Raw genomic sequence first — 15107 nt, forward strand, 5'->3', positions numbered from 1 at the left:
GGGGTACTATTTGAACGTTTTTTATCATGGTATAAATAAAATAGAAAGAGAGGAAATCCCATGAAAAAGCGTTTGCTGATCAGCTTGTTTACTATCTTATTCTTGGTGGTGGGGTGTGGCAGTGCCAAATATGCGAATAGTAAATATCTTGGCACATGGAAGGCTACTCAAGCCGAAGCGTATGGTGTATCGATTTCAACGGAATCTGTTATTGGTGAATTCTCCATGGATCTAAAGGAAGATGGTAGTGCAAAAGTAATCATCGATAAAGATACATACAAAGGAGAATGGGAAGAAATCAAAGAGGGGATCCAATTAAAAGATGCCAAAGATACGATGGATTTCAAAGCCAAAGATGGCCATTTGATCCTTGAATACAGTGGAGCTACGATCCTCTTTGAAAAACAAAAGTAAAGGTACGATCACATAAGATCGTACCCTTTGTTTTTTAGACTGATTTCTAATTCTTCCTCTTCTTCACAATGAATCAACATAATGGGTTGTGGGGTGTCCCAACCAAACGTTGTATATAAATAATCAATATTGATGTTGCATTCTTTGACATCTTCCAATAAATGGTTCAAGCTACCCACTTCATTGGAAACACGAACGGCTAAAACGGAATCCAAGTGAGTCAAGTATCGTTTCTTTAAGATTTCTTGTGCTTTCTCTGTGTCGGAAACGATCATACGGACAATCGCGAAAGCAGAACTATCATTGGTCAATAGCGCATATAAATTGATATTGGCATCGGCTAATTCTTTCGTAATATCGTTGATTGCGCCTTTCTTATTTTCGGCAAAAACCGAAAGTTGTTTCATCATGGTTGCATCCTCCTAAGTTTCCTCTATTATACGCGGAATTATGATAAGATACCAATAGAACATAGGTTTGGAGGTAAAGAAAATGGAAGAAACACGTCCTTATGTCAGCTGGGATCTCATTCAATCGTTTATGATCGATGCGTTTCAAGCAGCTGGTGTACCGAAAGAAGATGCCAAAATTTGTACCGATGTATTGATGGAAAGTGATCGTCGTGGAATTGAAAGTCATGGAACCAACCGTTTCAAACCCATTTATATCGATCGCATCAATGATGGAATTTTAAATCCAGTTACAAATTATGAAATATTAAAGGATACACCCACTACTTGTGTAGCCGATGCGCATGATGGAATGGGTATGGTGGCAAGTTATAAAATGATGACTTCATTGATTGAAAAAGCGAAAAAATATGGCCTAGCAATGGGTGCTATCAAGAATTCCTCGCATTATGGCATTGCCGGCTATTGGGCAACCATGGCTAGTAAAGAAGGATTGTTAGGAATTACCGGAACCAATGCTCGTCCATCGATTGCACCTACGTTTGGTGTGGAAAATATGATGGGAACCAATCCACTCACCTTCGCATTCCCAACGGATGAAGATTTTGACTTTATTTTAGATTGCGCTACTTCGATCGTACAACGCGGTAAGATCGAATATTATGCGCGTTCAGGCAAGCCAACCCCAAAAGGTATGGTCATTGCGCATGATGGTACGGCACTAACGGATTCCGAAGAAATTCTAAAGAAATTAGTAGAAGGCACAGCCGCTCTAACGCCATTGGGTGGTATTGGCGAAGAAATGGCAGGTTATAAAGGTTATGGCTATGCCGCAGTTGTAGAAATTTTATCGGCAGCCCTAACGGGTGGTTTATTCATGAAAGATCTAACGAATAAGAATCCCGATGGAACGAAACGACCTTATCATTTGGGTCATTTCTTCCTAGTGATCAACCCTGAATTCTTTATGGGTCTGGATACCTTCAAGAAAACGGCTGGTGATATCTTGCGTGGTTTACGCAACAGCCAAAAAGCACCTGGTGAAGATCGTATCTATACAGCGGGTGAAAAAGAATGGGATGTTTGGCAAGTACGCAAAGATAAAGGTGTCCCAATGGGTGAAGGTGTGCAAAACGATTTCAAAGCAGTACGAGATATGTATCATTTGGACTACAAATTCCCTTTTGAAAAATAATCAATGGAAGGCAGCCTAAGCTGCCTTTTTTATGTCTATCGACTTATCTAGGTTGATGATCGATGATTTGACGATGCATGAAATGAATCACGACCGAGTATTAGACACGGTACTCCTTTTCTAAGGACATCAAATATTCTCTTACTATTTCATCTTTTTTAAATGTGCTTTATTTGAATATAGACGTATTATATATCACCGGAAGAGTGGGAATTCTATGAACAAAATCACAAGATTTTTAGAAGTACCTGTAGTTGCTGGAACTCTGTTTACATTGGGCCATATCGCCGTTAAAGCAGCGGAACCTACGACACAACCAGAACCTGTCGCACAAACAACAGAGACAACCAGTCAAAACGAAAATGAGGATATCCAACCGGTCGAAGTGGACAATCGAACGGAATAGGAAACGAAGATCAAGGAAGCACAAGATTTGGGTATCGACATTCAAACGATCAACAATCAACAAGAGCTGCCAAAAACGTAACAAGAACTGCATGATTATTATCAATCACAGATCGACGCCTTGAATCAAGCCATTCAACAACAAAAACAGTACAATGATGCATATGCCAAGGAACAAGAAAAAGCGTTCGCGACCGTGATCCAGGATCCCGAATATAAACAAAATGAATGGTCCATGGATCAGTTCAAAGAACTAGTTGACGGGGATTTCAATAAGGTCACGGTTATCTCCAAAAGTCCAAACAAATCGTTACAATTGGAAACCCATCTAAAAGAAAATGGGTATCTTCATAAAGCGGATTATTGGATCTATCGCAATGTATTTCTCGATAGTAAAACAGGTGATCCCATCAATTTACGTTTTGACATCCTCAAAATTCAACAGAATGCAACCGCAGGAGCCAATGAAACGGGCAATGATCTAGATGCATTACCTGAAATAGAAAAAACTCGATTATCTTTTATTGACAAAAATCAAGTGGCTCTATGGTATGATAATGCCCAATTGACTATGAAAGTATCTTTCTTAGATGCGAACGATGATCCCGTGGTATTGGAAAAGCCATTGGTGATCATTACGGATGTAGACGATAATCAAGCTGTGAAGATGGATGAGATGAACGTAAAATGGTTAAAGGATAAAAATTTAGTGGATCGAAATGGCATCGTTGGTAATTTTGGCACGTATCGAGATACTACACCCGACAATCGAAGTGCTTGGATGATGTATGCCTTACCGGCAACCGATCATTTCACATATACATTCTATTCTTTTTCAAGCTCTTTTGGTGGAGTCTATCAAGGAGTTGGATCGGAAACGATTTCCTATACAAGACCCAATAAACAAATGGTGCAATGGGAGGGTCAAGATATCCAATTGACCGATTTATTTGTATCACAACCAAGTACACCATCAAAACCAAATGTGATTGTTTCGCATCCAACCCAAGCCCATATCACGACAACTTCAACGAATGTGGTTCCAGCTTCGACTTCTGTTGAAACTTCATCCACCGTTTCAACGGGTGTTTCTTTATCTTGGATGAGTTCACTATTTGGTTGTATCCTTTCTGGCCTTGGTTTGATTTCCATCAAAAAAAGAAGTTGAGTCAACTTCTTTTTTTTGGCTAAAATTTGATCGTATGTGGACTTTCCTTGAAACTATAGAATGTCGCACTTGCATTTTTTAGATAGAAACAAGCCATATTTCCATCCCCTACGGCATAGCTTTCTTTTTGTTCAGGAAAAGCTTCCAACATTTCTCTTTGGACATCTTCATCTGGATCTAAAACAACTTCTGCTTGAACACGGACCCATTGATCCTTTTGGATCGCTGAAAGCTCAATTTTCGGATTTTTCAAAAGTTATTGCGCCATCTTCTTTTTTAGACCCGTCTGAAAATAAAATTTACGTTGATAGATCAATTGCGTACTCATTGGTCGTACATGGGGCTGTCCCTGATCATCGGTGGCTAGAAACCATACCCCTGCTTTTTTTAAAAATTCATAAAGTTCGCCCATTTTGTTTCCTTCTTTATTCCAAACACATCATCAAGACAAATCCCAGTGCAAAACAAATCGTTCCCCAATTCGAATGCGCTCCTTCACTCATTTCGGGAATCAATTCTTCCACGACTACATACAACATGGCTCCAGCCGCAAAGGCCAAGAAAGAAGGCATCAATGGAACGATCCAAGCGGATAACCAAATTGTCAATAAAGCACCGACTGGTTCTACGGCTCCAGATCCAACCCCAGCTAAAAAGGTTTTCCATCGTGACATACCAGCGGCTTTTAGAGGCATGGATACGATCGCTCCTTCCGGTACATTTTGAATGGCAATCCCCATCGCTAATGCGAAGGCACCGGCTTGACCAATGGCAGAGTTTGATAACCAACCGGCATATACGACGCCCACCGCCATTCCTTCCGGAAGATTATGAAGCGTGACCGCTAATAAAAGTTTGGTTGATTTGTTTAAAGACGTATGTGGGCCTTCTTCTTGATCATCCATATGCGTATGCGGGATCACAACATCCAGCAACAACAAAAAGCCAATCCCTAATAAAAAACCAATCGCAACGGGCCATACCGTTTTGGCTTGTGCTAATGCTGGTTGTAGTAAGCTCCAAAAACTGGCAGCGACCATGATGCCGGCAGCAAAACCAGTCAGCATCCGTTGGCTGGTTTGAGAAAGGGGCTTACGCATAAATAGGACAAAAGAAGCACCTATGGATGTTCCTAAAAAAGGAATCAAAAGACCTTGGATAATTTCTCTGTTCATACTTCTAGATTACCATATCTATTGTAAAAAGTAGATGAAGACATAAAAAAATCGCCAATTGGCGATTATTTTTCTATTGGTGGAGCGTATCGGGATCGAACCGATGACCCCCTGCTTGCAAAGCAGGTGCTCTCCCATCTGAGCTAACACCCCATGGTATAAAATTGAATGGTGGGCCTGAATGGATTTGAACCAGCGACCTCACCCTTATCAGGGGTGCGCTCTAACCAACTGAGCTACAGGCCCGCGATAATCGCCGAAGCGATATTCTATAAAAAATTGGTGGAGCGTATCGGGATCGAACCGATGACCCCCTGCTTGCAAAGCAGGTGCTCTCCCATCTGAGCTAACACCCCATGTATATGAAAGCCAACAAAATCAATGGTGGGCCTGAATGGATTTGAACCAGCGACCTCACCCTTATCAGGGGTGCGCTCTAACCAACTGAGCTACAGGCCCGCTTGTTGACTGCCTAATCATATTACCATTTGCGATATTTGATGTCAACACAATTTTTCACTTTTTTTAATAGATACTTAGAAAGGAAATCACTAAAAACAAAAGAAAAAATAAAATGATCGAAACTTGACGAAAAGCAAGGCGAAATACCGGATAGGCATTCTTTTCCGGCAAGGGTCGTAGATCGAACAAGCCTACGATGCCATAGCCAACCAACACACAGACAATCAAAGCGCGCAATCCCATAAAGTGGGTCATATAATTCAGGCCAATCGTAATGCCATTAAACAACATATGACATACCATATTCAGGGAAAGATTCCGATGTTTCCAATAGACCATGCCCAACAAGATTCCTGTAAACATATGCATGATGCCTTGGGTAAAGTTCATATGCATCCAACCAAATAAAACGCCACTAAAGACAATCGCAAATACCGCACCATAAGGCATGAGGCTTTGTTCAATCTCTCCACGAAATAAGATTTCTTCGCAACAAGGCGCAATACATACAGCGGAAACCAGCATCAAAACAATATAGAAAGGTCCATGATAGGTGGTCAATCCTCCATCCATAAAATGAAGGCCCAATGCCATTTGGATCAGTGTTAAAAGCATGGAAAAGGTAATCGTGATCGTAAACATCGAAGCTACGGTCTTGATGACTGTCTCAAAAGAAAAATCCCATCGAAATTGGGCCTTGGTCCATTCGACCTTCAATGCTTTTTTACCAATCCAAGCTGTTCCTCCCGTTGTCAATATGGTCAACAAAAGCAGACGAACCCCTGCATAGGTTTCTTGATTGATAGAAATATAAAAACGCATATACAACAAACGCAATACCCATCCCAATAGGATCTGTGCAAAGGCAAAGCCAAGCAATAACCAACCAATATGCCGGACTTGGCGTGTTAGATCTTTCCATTTAGTGAAAACTGGTGGCATAGTATTCCTCCTATTGATATTTGGCACGCCATTGATAATATTCTTCATCTTTCTTCTCATCAATGGTCACTTCTTCTTCATACAGCCCAAAATGAGCTTGGGGATAGAGTTCCCAGAAATCTTGATACGAGACCACACTGTGCCAATTCGTATTTTGAAGACAAATCTTTTCTGCTTTTAAGCACACAAGCGTTCCATCTTCCATGATGACAAGAACATGACCTGCTTTTAGATATTCCATAACTTGGTTTGATTCAATGACTTTCATAGTACCTCAAAATAAAGGCTGGAAATTCCAGCCTATCGATTATTCATAATGTTCTTTTAATTCTTGGAAATAGCTCTTTGGATGCGCACATACTGGACATTTTTCTGGTGCATTCGGTCCCACAAATACATGTCCACAATTCAAGCAGATCCATACCGTATCTGGTGCTTTCTTGAACATCGTATCGTCTTCAATTTCTTTGGTCATTGCTTTGTAACGCGCTTCATGATGTTTTTCCACTTTCGCTACGCCATCGAATAAACGAGCAATTTCATCAAAGCCTTCTTCACGAGCCGTCTTGGCAAAACCAGCATACATATCGGTCCACTCATAGTTTTCACCAGCCGCTGCATCTTTTAGATTTTCAGTCGTTGTTGGAATGGCACCCCCATGCAAAGCTTTAAACCACAATTTCGCATGTTCTTTTTCATTGCCTGCTGTCTCCAAGAAAATATTTTGGATCTTTACATATCCATCTTTCTTGGCTTGCGAAGCATAATACTGATACTTGATGCTTGCTTGACTTTCACCCGCAAAAGCTGTCTGTAAATTTTTTTCTGTCTGAGAACCTTTTAATTCCATAAAATCAGACCTCCTCTTTTTGTTTATTATACCATTTTTTTAGTCATTGGAAGCCCAATTTGGAATTTCTGTCCCCCTCCGGATCAATACCGCTTTTTGAAAATCCGTTTGATTTAAAAATTCCATGATGGCCAGTGTTTCGTCTTCATCACAGCCCACTAAAAATTTCACAACACAATCTTTCTTTAAGATATCGGCACTAATGACCAATGCATCGACCCGATTGGTTTTTTTGGATCCTTTATAAATATGAATGGGATCCGTGGATGGATCAATCGTATCGGTCAAGATTCCATAATCAACTGGATAGATCAAATTGGTGAATTGTTTATGTTTTGATCCTTTTGGATAATCAATCTGAATCGAACTGGACAAAACCAAAGTATCTACCTTTTGCCAAAATAGCGCATTATTTTCAATCTCTTGCATAAATCCTCCCGAAAACGTGTACATTTATTATAGCATTACTGAAACAGTTTTCAAGAAATGTAAATTTATTGTGCGCTGCTTTCAACAAAATCCCAGAAGTCTTCATATTCAGCTTGTTCAAAATCGATTTGTGACGTGTTGTTCCACAAACCAACTGTCTTATCCGTATCATTGAAACCAATGGCCGCTTGTTTGACCTTGCCTTTTTTTATCGCATACAAAGCCGGTGTATACATGAAATACGTTACAATCTGAAGTAAAGCTTTGCCATCTTTGGTTGAAGAGATCAAATGATCGGCATCTTCGGTTTCTTTTTGAAAACCAAAATCCGTGGAATCCACCACATAAATAGTGAGATTTGGATGTTCGCCCTTGGTTTTTTTGATATAGGCATTTAACTTCTTACAAAACTGACAACCATCTCGTTCCACCATAAACACAAACGTATCTTTATTTTTGATCTTTTCTTGGAGCTGACTCACCGTAATATCTTTGGTCTGAAATGCTTTTTTCGACTGACAACCCACCAAAGAAAGGAATACAGCGAAAACACATACGATTGAAAACAAACGTTTCATATTGATCACTTCCTTAATCCATCGACTAATTTGGTCATGCTATATGCCAAAGCTTCGAGTTTTTCTGGCCCTTGGGCTAATGCTTGATGAAAAGACATCGCTCGATCTGCGGTTGAGAAAATGCCGATCATTCCCGTTTGATACATCTCTTGATACCCTTTACCTAAAGCACCTGATAAACAAATGACGGGTTTGTCATAGCGATTGGCCAATTCACAAACGCCAAAAGGAACTTTTCCATACATCGTTTGCGCATCGGTTTGTCCTTCGCCGGTTATCACCAAATCACAATCACGCACATCTTTTTCCATATGATTCGTTTCCATCAATAAGGAAATCCCGGCTTGTTGGCGGGCATGGAAAACCCCCAATAAGATTCCGCCAATACCCCCAGCAGCACCCGCTCCTTCATAGGCATCGATATCCACATGAAAGGTTTGTTGGACCTTATCCCGATACAAACGCATCCAATGATCGATCTCTTTCATTTGATTGTTAAAGATTCCTTTTTGCGCCCCAAAAATATACGTAGCCCCTTCTGGACCGAGTAGATGATTTTTCACATCGCAAGCCACGATGATCTCTATATGTGGCCGTTTAAATTGGCGCTTATCGATATAGGCAATTCGTCGCAAACCATAAACACCTGGTTCCAATTCGTTGCGTTTTTTATCATAGAATTTGACACCAAAAGCACAAAGAATGCCCATGCCACCATCGTTGGTAGCACTACCACCCAGACCAATGACCAATGTCTTTGCCCCTTTATGAATGGCATCCTTGATCATCAAACCAACACCATAGGAAGAAGCAACCATCGGATTTCGCTTTTCTTTGGATGTCATATTCAAGCCAATACAACTAGCCACATCCATGACGGCCACTGATCCATTATAGGCATAGTGTGCTCGAATCGGTTTTCCATAGGCATCCACCGTATGACAGGAAACCATCTTGCCATGGATCACATCACAAAAAACTGCAGCCGTTCCTTCGCCGCCATCCGCCATGGGATATTTCACACAAATATGCTTTGGATTGGCACGAAGAATGCCAGCTTCAATGCGATCACAAGCTTGTGATGATGTCATACATCCTTTATAGGAATCACTCGCAATGACAATTTTCATATTTTCAGTTTACCATAGAAAAGATTGAGTTCAAAATCGCGATACTATATAATGAAAAGAGCTTATATGGAGGCATACGTATGGCCAAAAAACATGTATTGATTGGCGTTTGTGGTGGCATTGCCGCCTACAAAGCTTGTGATCTTGTAAGCACGCTTTCCAAACGCAATTTCGAAATAAAAGTAATGATGACAGAACATGCAACGCAATTTGTTCCCCCACTATCTTTTGAAGCCTTGTCCAAAAATCCAGTCGAAACTGACTTGTTTCATGATACAAAAGATCCCATTGCGCATATCAGTTTAGCCAATTGGGCCGATATTGTCGTATTGGTACCTGCCACTGCCAATGTGATCGCGAAAGTGGTCCATGGCATCAGTGACGATCTGGTATCCACCACCTTTTTAGCTTGTACATGTACCAAATTGATTTGTCCAGCTATGAATGTGGATATGTATGAAAATCCAGTGACCCAAGAAAATATCCAAAAAGCCAAGCAATTGGGCTATCAATTTGTGGAACCTGTAGTGGGGCATTTAGCTTGTGATGCAACGGGCAAAGGCAAATTAGCACCCGTATCCGCTATGGTCGATCGGATTGAACAATTGACCCATCCGACTTTTTCTTTAGCTGGAAAAAAGGTATTGATCACAGCCGGTCCGACCCAAGAGCCATTGGATCCGGTTCGTTTTCTTTCCAATCATTCTTCCGGAAAACAAGGTTATGCGATCGCACAAGCTGCTAAAGATATGGGGGCACAAGTCACGCTTGTGTGTGGTCCTTGTGCATTAACGGATATTCCTGGTGTCGAAATGATCCATGTTCAGACGGCGCAGGAAATGTTTGAAGCGGTAAAAAACACTTATGAAGATGCGAATTATATCATCATGGCAGCCGCTGTCGGTGATTATCGACCCGAAGTGGTTTCGAATCAAAAAATTAAGAAAGCGGATGCTTGTATGGAATTGCGTCTAATAAAAAATCCCGATATCTTAGCTTTTGTTGGTCGTCACAAGACGCATCAGATTCTTTGTGGCTTTGCGATGGAGACCCAAGATCTCGAAAAAAATGCGCACCAAAAGTTGATCGATAAAAATTGTGATCTTTTGATTGGCAATAACTTATTTGTGGAAGGAGCCGGTTTCCAAGGCGATACCAACGTAGTCTGTTTGATTACCAAAGATTCCATCGATCAACTGCCAAAGTTGACGAAATCGGAATTAGGATATAAAATTCTAAAGACTATGTCGAAACTAGAAAAGGAAAAATAATGCCTATGTTAGTGTGTATCGATATCGGGAACTCCAATATCACATTGGGTCTGATCAATAAGGATCAAATCGTGGGTAAATATCGTTTAACGACCAAAGCGCGTCGTTCCAGTGATGAGTTTGGGTTGATGTTGCAGTCCTTTATGCAAAGAGAAAATATACAAAAAGAAGATATTGATGATGTCATCATCACTTCTGTTGTGCCCAAGGTCATGCACTCTTGTCGCAATGGTGTTTTTAAATTCTTTGGGATCGAGCCCATCATTGTTCGACCGGGCTTAAAAAGTGGAATCAGTGTTCAAATGGAAAACCCACGCAGTGTCGGTGCTGATCGAATCGTCGATTGTGCCGGGGCCTATTATCATTATGGCGGTCCGGTATTGGTCATCGATTTTGGTACGGCAACCACGTATGATTTTGTGGATGAAAAAGGTCGGTTTCGTGCCGGTGTGATCAGTGTCGGCATTGAAACGGGTGCTTTGGCATTGACCAACCAAACCGCACAGTTACCAGAAATCGAAATTCGCAAACCAAAGACCATCATGGCTCGTAATACGCAAAGTGAAATGGAAGCAGGTGTCTTCTACCAATATTTAGGTGGAGTGGAATATACGATTCGCCAATTCCAGAAACAAGCCGATACTCCTCAACCCATCAAAGTTGTGGCCACGGGCGGTCTAGGCCGCATCATTCATGCCCATACCCCATTGATCGATACATACGATGCCGATTTGATCTTCAAAGGCTTAAATATCATTTATAAAAAAAATAAACCAATCAAAGAATAGAAACTTTGATTGGTTCTTTTTTTATATGGAAGCCGCTAATATAGCAGCAGCCGTACCATCGGCAGCCGCTGTTGTTAATTGACGCACATTTTTCGTACGCACATCACCTGCCACAAAAATATTTTTTACATTGGTTCGTGTATCTTCTCCCGCTTGGATATAGCCGCTTTTGTCCAAATGGACAATGCCTTCCAACAAGCTGGTTTCTGGTTGCATACCAATGGCCACAAATAAGCCATCTACCGCTAACGAACGCTTTTCTTTCGTTTGCACATTTTGAAGCGCAAGACCCGATAGTTTTCCCTGCTTTTCCTCTAAGCCACAAATGATCGTATTTGTGATGGGATGAATGTTGTCGATGGTTGCTAATTTTTCCTGTAGGACCGTTTCGGCTCGATATGTATTCCGACGATGGATCAAATAGACTTCTTTGGCAATCGATGATAGATAAATGGCATCATCCAAGGCAATATTACCACCGCCATTGACAGCTACCACTTTATCTTTAAAGAATGCCCCATCACAATTGGCACAATATGAAATGCCATGTCCAATCAGTTTTTCTTCATTGGCCAGGCCCAAATGACGATGGCTCGCTCCACCTGCATAGATCAAACTCTTTCCGGAATATGTATCTTGTGCCGTTTGGATCGTGACACGATTTTCTTCGGGAACAATCTTCACAACTTCTTCATAGACAAAATGAGCACCGAGATCCATGGCTTGTTGATAGAGCTTAAAACCTAGATCAGCCCCATTCACCGAAGCCATGCCCGGATAATTTTCGATTTCATTGGCCGTAATGATCTGACCACCCGGTGCATTTTTTTCAAACACGATGGCTTGTTTTCCTGCGCGTTGAATATATATGGCAGCAGTTAGACCGGCAATGCCAGCCCCAATGATCAATATGTTATTTTTATTCATAGGATCTACCTCCTTGTGCTTTCATCGTATCGAAAAATCGAACGTTTACCAAGTGGAATGCCCATCAATCGAACTTCTGGTTCCAATTGGATCTTTGTGTGGGCATAGACCTTCTCTAGGATGGTTTGGATCGCACAAGATACCGAATCCATGGTTGCTCCTTCATTGATCAAGATCAATGGACTGTCTGGATACATGCGTATCCCTTGAAAATGAAATCCCTTGGGCCACAAAGTCTTTAATATTGATCCCGTTGATATTTTGATATGATCTGCTGGCAAATCAAACATCTTCAAAGTAGGAAATTGTTTTTGGAGCTGGATGGCTTGGCTTTTGGCAACGATCACATTGCGAAAAAAAGAGCCACAACTTGGATAGCGTTGCAGATTCGGAATGCGATGGAATCGTTGATCTACTATTTCTGACCGTTTTTGAACAAGTGCTTGTTTCGATCCTTTAATCAAAGAAACAACCACCGATTGAATAAACCAACGTTGGGGATCTTGTTGAAAAATAGACGTTCGATATCCCATACCCAATTCAGCTTTTGAAAATGTTTTTATTTGATGCGTGAAACGATCATACACTTGGACCGATTCAATGACATCTTTTAATTCATGGCCATAAGCCCCTGCATTCATCATGGCAGCTCCACCTAAGCTTCCTGGAATGCCCGATAAAGATTCCATGCCTTGGTACCCATTTTCTACGCTCCTTTGAATAAATGCGTCCATATTTTGACCGGATTGGATGCGAATGCGTACACCCTGCACGGTTTCCGATTCCATTTGCCAACCCATCATTTGATTGATCAGCCAAACATCTTGGGCCTTTTCCTTTCCTACCAACGTATTGGTGCCTCCACCTAAAATCGAAGCATTTGGATATAAGTGAAAGATATCTTCAATTTCTTGATCCTTTTCGACAATGATGGCCGTATGGATGATAGGTCCCATACGAAATGATAAATACGTGGATAGATCAAAATGTGTTACTGTCTTCATCTTTGTCCTCCTATATCTTTTTTATCTTAGATATTGTCTTCTGTCTTGTGATTTGCTCAAAAAAAACTGTGTCCTGCTAAAACAGAACACAGCCAGGGGGAAATTCACGATGATTTTTGCTCAATCTCTGAAAGATCTATAAGATCATGAATGCCCAATGGGTGTTGAAAAACTTTCGTTGGCTTCGCACTGTTCTCCTTATCCTGCATTCGGCTTTATTGCGATGCATATGGAAACAGAAATCGTTTTTGTTTCATGCCTAAACGATCATCCCTCCTATCTTCACTATACCTTTTTTCTCCCATAAAAAAAGTACCCCTGGGGTACTATTGCTTCTGTTTATAGGCATCCAATTTGTCTTTCTTACAAATCTTGGTGAACGGACATTGTTCACACTTAGGATTACGGGCTGTACAAAGATAACGACCAAAAAAGATAAAATCATGATGGGCTTGATTCCATCGATCGCGATCAATCTTTCGTTTGAGCTTGGCTTCCACTTTTTCCACCGTATCATAAGGTTTAGCCAATCCCAATCGTTTACTCACCCGATCCACATGGGTATCCACCGCAAAACTAGGAATCCCAAAAGCTACACTGCGAACCACATTGGCCGTCTTTCTTCCTACGCCCGGCAAAGATAACAAATCCTTATAACTGGAAGGAACGATGCCATCGTATCGTGCTTCCAATTCTCTGCTTAAATTTAAGATGGAATGGGCTTTATTTCGATATAAACCAATCCGTTTGATGTAGGGGATGATGTCTTTGACTTCGGCTTGTGCCATGGCTTTGGATGTCGGATATCTTTCAAACAAAGCTGGTGTGACTTGATTGACCGATGCATCGGTGGTTTGGGCCGATAAAACAACCGCTACCAACAATTGAAACGGAGTTTCATGGATCAATTCACATTGGGCATGCGGAAATATTTTTTCGATTTCATCAACAATTTCATTACCGGTCACGAATACCATCCTCCACTTCTTCCACCGTTAAGCCTTTTTGTTTCCAAGACACCAAGATCGATTCCATATAATTCAGGGATAATTTATTATAGACCACGGCTTCATTGAGCGCACAAACGACCATGCGCTCGGTGTATTTTTCTTCCAGATCAAGGATGCGTTGCATTTCATTGGGGCTTAAAGGACGACCAAATTCGGTTTCAATGCGTTCAATCAAAGATTGATCCAAAGGTTGTCCAATGTCGTCTTCATAGACGCCGTCAATATGAAAGGTCAAGGCCCCGTCATGAAAATCAATGGTCAAATAGCCTTTATCCGATAGAGATAAAAAGATTTCTTCAATCTGATCCACATCTAGCTTTGTTTTTGTGGATAGGGCTTCATGATCTATTGGGGTATGGGTTTGATTCATAAAATCAATCAATAATAAGACCATGGCTTCATCGTTGTTGACATGCAGATCTTGGAGATGATCCAAGATCCAAGTGCGATGATCCATATACGGTGCATTCCAATCCATCTTACTCATTTGGGCTCAACCCTCTTTCATAGACACGAACAAAGGTATCATAATCAATCAAGATCATTGATCCATCGCCCGTGATCACATAACAAGGATTATTATATCCATAACCGAGAACAATCGTATCGGCTTGGATACCATACTCTTTTTTTGCCACTTTCTTCGCTTTATCATAATTTAACGTGCTCATTTTTCGCGTCGTGATGACATTGCCCTTCACATTAAACCAATATAACGTTTTTTTCGTGTAGCCTTGATACGTCTTATAATCAAAAACATGCGTCGTTAATCCTTGAATGCCTTTGACTTTCTTTTCGATCTTCGCTTGATTTTGGGCTTCGACTTGTTCATGAACGCGATTGGGACCACTGATGAAAAGTGACCAAAAGATACATATCAAAAGGATCAAGACGATCCATAATACAGCAGTAAAACGACGATTCAGTCCTTTCATCCTATCCCTTCCTT

Annotated in this window: 21 protein-coding genes and 4 tRNA genes; 6 read left to right on the plus strand and 19 right to left on the minus strand. The window is 41.0% G+C overall.

The window, feature by feature from the left end; genetic code table 11:
• The first annotated feature begins 60 nt into the window (after positions 1 to 60).
• Complete coding sequence (locus tag MOZ64_RS05345; protein WP_320325561.1) at positions 61 to 414, plus strand: hypothetical protein; 354 nt, start codon at positions 61 to 63, stop codon at positions 412 to 414.
• An 8-nt stretch (positions 415 to 422) separates the two neighbouring features.
• On the opposite strand, the gene MOZ64_RS05350 is transcribed toward MOZ64_RS05345, so the two are convergent.
• Positions 423 to 824 (minus strand): ACT domain-containing protein, encoded by a 402-nt coding sequence (locus MOZ64_RS05350; protein WP_320325562.1) that lies wholly within the window; start codon positions 822 to 824, stop codon positions 423 to 425.
• 82 nt (positions 825 to 906) lie between these two features.
• Here MOZ64_RS05350 and MOZ64_RS05355 point away from each other — a divergent pair, with 82 nt between their 5' ends.
• The 3 genes from MOZ64_RS05355 to MOZ64_RS05365 all read left to right on the plus strand — a co-directional run bounded on the left by MOZ64_RS05355 (position 907) and on the right by MOZ64_RS05365 (position 3592).
• Positions 907 to 2019 (plus strand): Ldh family oxidoreductase, encoded by a 1113-nt coding sequence (locus MOZ64_RS05355; RefSeq protein ID WP_320325563.1) that lies wholly within the window; start codon positions 907 to 909, stop codon positions 2017 to 2019.
• A gap of 217 nt (positions 2020 to 2236) precedes the next feature.
• Positions 2237 to 2425: a hypothetical protein gene (locus MOZ64_RS05360; protein WP_320325564.1), complete on the plus strand. Its 189-nt coding sequence runs from the start codon at positions 2237 to 2239 to the stop codon at positions 2423 to 2425.
• Positions 2426 to 2545: 120 nt separating this feature from the next.
• Positions 2546 to 3592: a hypothetical protein gene (locus MOZ64_RS05365; RefSeq protein WP_320325565.1), complete on the plus strand. Its 1047-nt coding sequence runs from the start codon at positions 2546 to 2548 to the stop codon at positions 3590 to 3592.
• A gap of 19 nt (positions 3593 to 3611) precedes the next feature.
• Here MOZ64_RS05365 and MOZ64_RS05370 read toward each other — a convergent pair whose 3' ends face one another.
• From MOZ64_RS05370 to MOZ64_RS05430, 13 genes are all read right to left on the minus strand, one after another.
• Positions 3612 to 3845: a hypothetical protein gene (locus MOZ64_RS05370; RefSeq protein WP_320325566.1), complete on the minus strand. Its 234-nt coding sequence runs from the start codon at positions 3843 to 3845 to the stop codon at positions 3612 to 3614.
• A gap of 3 nt (positions 3846 to 3848) precedes the next feature.
• Complete coding sequence (locus MOZ64_RS05375) at positions 3849 to 4004, minus strand: pyridoxamine 5'-phosphate oxidase family protein (RefSeq protein WP_320325567.1); 156 nt, start codon at positions 4002 to 4004, stop codon at positions 3849 to 3851.
• A 13-nt stretch (positions 4005 to 4017) separates the two neighbouring features.
• Entirely contained in the window at positions 4018 to 4767 is a 750-nt protein-coding gene (locus tag MOZ64_RS05380; RefSeq protein WP_320325568.1) for a ZIP family metal transporter, read from the minus strand.
• A 77-nt stretch (positions 4768 to 4844) separates the two neighbouring features.
• Positions 4845 to 4920 (minus strand) — tRNA-Ala (locus MOZ64_RS05385).
• A gap of 16 nt (positions 4921 to 4936) precedes the next feature.
• A tRNA-Ile gene (locus tag MOZ64_RS05390) sits at positions 4937 to 5013 on the minus strand.
• Positions 5014 to 5047: 34 nt separating this feature from the next.
• Positions 5048 to 5123, minus strand: a tRNA-Ala gene (locus tag MOZ64_RS05395).
• 26 nt (positions 5124 to 5149) lie between these two features.
• Positions 5150 to 5226, minus strand: a tRNA-Ile gene (locus tag MOZ64_RS05400).
• A gap of 66 nt (positions 5227 to 5292) precedes the next feature.
• Positions 5293 to 6171, minus strand: coding sequence for a CPBP family intramembrane glutamic endopeptidase (locus MOZ64_RS05405; RefSeq protein ID WP_320325569.1), 879 nt, complete (start codon positions 6169 to 6171; stop codon positions 5293 to 5295).
• A 10-nt stretch (positions 6172 to 6181) separates the two neighbouring features.
• Positions 6182 to 6439: a hypothetical protein gene (locus tag MOZ64_RS05410; RefSeq protein WP_320325570.1), complete on the minus strand. Its 258-nt coding sequence runs from the start codon at positions 6437 to 6439 to the stop codon at positions 6182 to 6184.
• A 39-nt stretch (positions 6440 to 6478) separates the two neighbouring features.
• Entirely contained in the window at positions 6479 to 7021 is a 543-nt protein-coding gene (gene rbr / locus MOZ64_RS05415) for a rubrerythrin (protein WP_320325571.1), read from the minus strand.
• A 39-nt stretch (positions 7022 to 7060) separates the two neighbouring features.
• Positions 7061 to 7450, minus strand: coding sequence for an Inorganic pyrophosphatase (locus tag MOZ64_RS05420; RefSeq protein ID WP_320325572.1), 390 nt, complete (start codon positions 7448 to 7450; stop codon positions 7061 to 7063).
• Positions 7451 to 7515: 65 nt separating this feature from the next.
• A complete protein-coding gene (locus MOZ64_RS05425) occupies positions 7516 to 8028 on the minus strand; it encodes a thioredoxin domain-containing protein (protein ID WP_320325573.1) in 513 nt (170 codons plus the stop codon).
• Between the two features lie 5 nt (positions 8029 to 8033).
• Positions 8034 to 9158 (minus strand): glycerate kinase family protein, encoded by a 1125-nt coding sequence (locus tag MOZ64_RS05430; protein ID WP_320325574.1) that lies wholly within the window; start codon positions 9156 to 9158, stop codon positions 8034 to 8036.
• A gap of 80 nt (positions 9159 to 9238) precedes the next feature.
• Here MOZ64_RS05430 and coaBC point away from each other — a divergent pair, with 80 nt between their 5' ends.
• Together coaBC and MOZ64_RS05440 are read left to right on the plus strand one after the other, a co-directional pair.
• Positions 9239 to 10429 carry a bifunctional phosphopantothenoylcysteine decarboxylase/phosphopantothenate--cysteine ligase CoaBC gene (gene coaBC, locus MOZ64_RS05435; RefSeq protein ID WP_320325575.1) on the plus strand — a complete coding sequence of 397 codons (1191 nt, stop codon included), beginning with the start codon at positions 9239 to 9241 and terminating at the stop codon, positions 10427 to 10429.
• A gap of 5 nt (positions 10430 to 10434) precedes the next feature.
• Positions 10435 to 11217, plus strand: a complete 783-nt coding sequence (locus tag MOZ64_RS05440) for a type III pantothenate kinase (RefSeq protein WP_320325622.1) — start codon at positions 10435 to 10437, stop codon at positions 11215 to 11217.
• Between the two features lie 21 nt (positions 11218 to 11238).
• On the opposite strand, the gene MOZ64_RS05445 is transcribed toward MOZ64_RS05440, so the two are convergent.
• From MOZ64_RS05445 to MOZ64_RS05465, 5 genes are all read right to left on the minus strand, one after another.
• On the minus strand, positions 11239 to 12144 hold the full coding sequence (locus MOZ64_RS05445; RefSeq protein WP_320325576.1) for an NAD(P)/FAD-dependent oxidoreductase: 906 nt from the start codon (positions 12142 to 12144) through the stop codon (positions 11239 to 11241).
• A gap of 5 nt (positions 12145 to 12149) precedes the next feature.
• The gene (locus tag MOZ64_RS05450) at positions 12150 to 13148 is read right to left on the minus strand and encodes a UDP-N-acetylmuramate dehydrogenase (RefSeq protein ID WP_320325577.1); all 999 of its coding nucleotides are present in this window, start codon (positions 13146 to 13148) and stop codon (positions 12150 to 12152) included.
• A 326-nt stretch (positions 13149 to 13474) separates the two neighbouring features.
• On the minus strand, positions 13475 to 14116 hold the full coding sequence (gene nth / locus MOZ64_RS05455; protein WP_320325578.1) for an endonuclease III: 642 nt from the start codon (positions 14114 to 14116) through the stop codon (positions 13475 to 13477).
• Positions 14106 to 14645, minus strand: coding sequence for a DnaD domain-containing protein (locus MOZ64_RS05460; protein ID WP_320325579.1), 540 nt, complete (start codon positions 14643 to 14645; stop codon positions 14106 to 14108). The genes nth and MOZ64_RS05460 overlap by 11 nt, the downstream gene beginning before the upstream one ends.
• A complete protein-coding gene (locus MOZ64_RS05465; protein ID WP_320325580.1) occupies positions 14638 to 15093 on the minus strand; it encodes a hypothetical protein in 456 nt (151 codons plus the stop codon). The genes MOZ64_RS05460 and MOZ64_RS05465 overlap by 8 nt, the downstream gene beginning before the upstream one ends.
• Positions 15094 to 15107 lie beyond the last annotated feature (14 nt).

This window comes from Absicoccus intestinalis, from assembly GCF_033971885.1.
Taxonomy (GTDB): Bacteria; Bacillota_I; Bacilli_A; order Erysipelotrichales; family Erysipelotrichaceae; genus Absicoccus; species Absicoccus intestinalis.

What these genes read in the sequence shown, in the direction of transcription:
- MOZ64_RS05345 (WP_320325561.1), top strand. Translation starts at nt 61, where the DNA reads ATGAAAAAGCGTTTGCTGATCAGCTTGTTTACTATCTTATTCTTGGTG.
- MOZ64_RS05350 (WP_320325562.1), bottom strand. Translation starts at nt 824, where the DNA reads ATGATGAAACAACTTTCGGTTTTTGCCGAAAATAAGAAAGGCGCAATC.
- MOZ64_RS05355 (WP_320325563.1), top strand. Translation starts at nt 907, where the DNA reads ATGGAAGAAACACGTCCTTATGTCAGCTGGGATCTCATTCAATCGTTT.
- MOZ64_RS05360 (WP_320325564.1), top strand. Translation starts at nt 2,237, where the DNA reads ATGAACAAAATCACAAGATTTTTAGAAGTACCTGTAGTTGCTGGAACT.
- MOZ64_RS05375 (WP_320325567.1), bottom strand. Translation starts at nt 4,004, where the DNA reads ATGGGCGAACTTTATGAATTTTTAAAAAAAGCAGGGGTATGGTTTCTA.
- MOZ64_RS05380 (WP_320325568.1), bottom strand. Translation starts at nt 4,767, where the DNA reads ATGAACAGAGAAATTATCCAAGGTCTTTTGATTCCTTTTTTAGGAACA.
- MOZ64_RS05405 (WP_320325569.1), bottom strand. Translation starts at nt 6,171, where the DNA reads ATGCCACCAGTTTTCACTAAATGGAAAGATCTAACACGCCAAGTCCGG.
- MOZ64_RS05410 (WP_320325570.1), bottom strand. Translation starts at nt 6,439, where the DNA reads ATGAAAGTCATTGAATCAAACCAAGTTATGGAATATCTAAAAGCAGGT.
- rbr (WP_320325571.1), bottom strand. Translation starts at nt 7,021, where the DNA reads ATGGAATTAAAAGGTTCTCAGACAGAAAAAAATTTACAGACAGCTTTT.
- MOZ64_RS05420 (WP_320325572.1), bottom strand. Translation starts at nt 7,450, where the DNA reads ATGCAAGAGATTGAAAATAATGCGCTATTTTGGCAAAAGGTAGATACT.
- MOZ64_RS05425 (WP_320325573.1), bottom strand. Translation starts at nt 8,028, where the DNA reads ATGAAACGTTTGTTTTCAATCGTATGTGTTTTCGCTGTATTCCTTTCT.
- MOZ64_RS05430 (WP_320325574.1), bottom strand. Translation starts at nt 9,158, where the DNA reads ATGAAAATTGTCATTGCGAGTGATTCCTATAAAGGATGTATGACATCA.
- coaBC (WP_320325575.1), top strand. Translation starts at nt 9,239, where the DNA reads ATGGCCAAAAAACATGTATTGATTGGCGTTTGTGGTGGCATTGCCGCC.
- MOZ64_RS05440 (WP_320325622.1), top strand. Translation starts at nt 10,435, where the DNA reads ATGTTAGTGTGTATCGATATCGGGAACTCCAATATCACATTGGGTCTG.
- MOZ64_RS05445 (WP_320325576.1), bottom strand. Translation starts at nt 12,144, where the DNA reads ATGAATAAAAATAACATATTGATCATTGGGGCTGGCATTGCCGGTCTA.
- MOZ64_RS05450 (WP_320325577.1), bottom strand. Translation starts at nt 13,148, where the DNA reads ATGAAGACAGTAACACATTTTGATCTATCCACGTATTTATCATTTCGT.
- MOZ64_RS05460 (WP_320325579.1), bottom strand. Translation starts at nt 14,645, where the DNA reads ATGAGTAAGATGGATTGGAATGCACCGTATATGGATCATCGCACTTGG.
- MOZ64_RS05465 (WP_320325580.1), bottom strand. Translation starts at nt 15,093, where the DNA reads ATGAAAGGACTGAATCGTCGTTTTACTGCTGTATTATGGATCGTCTTG.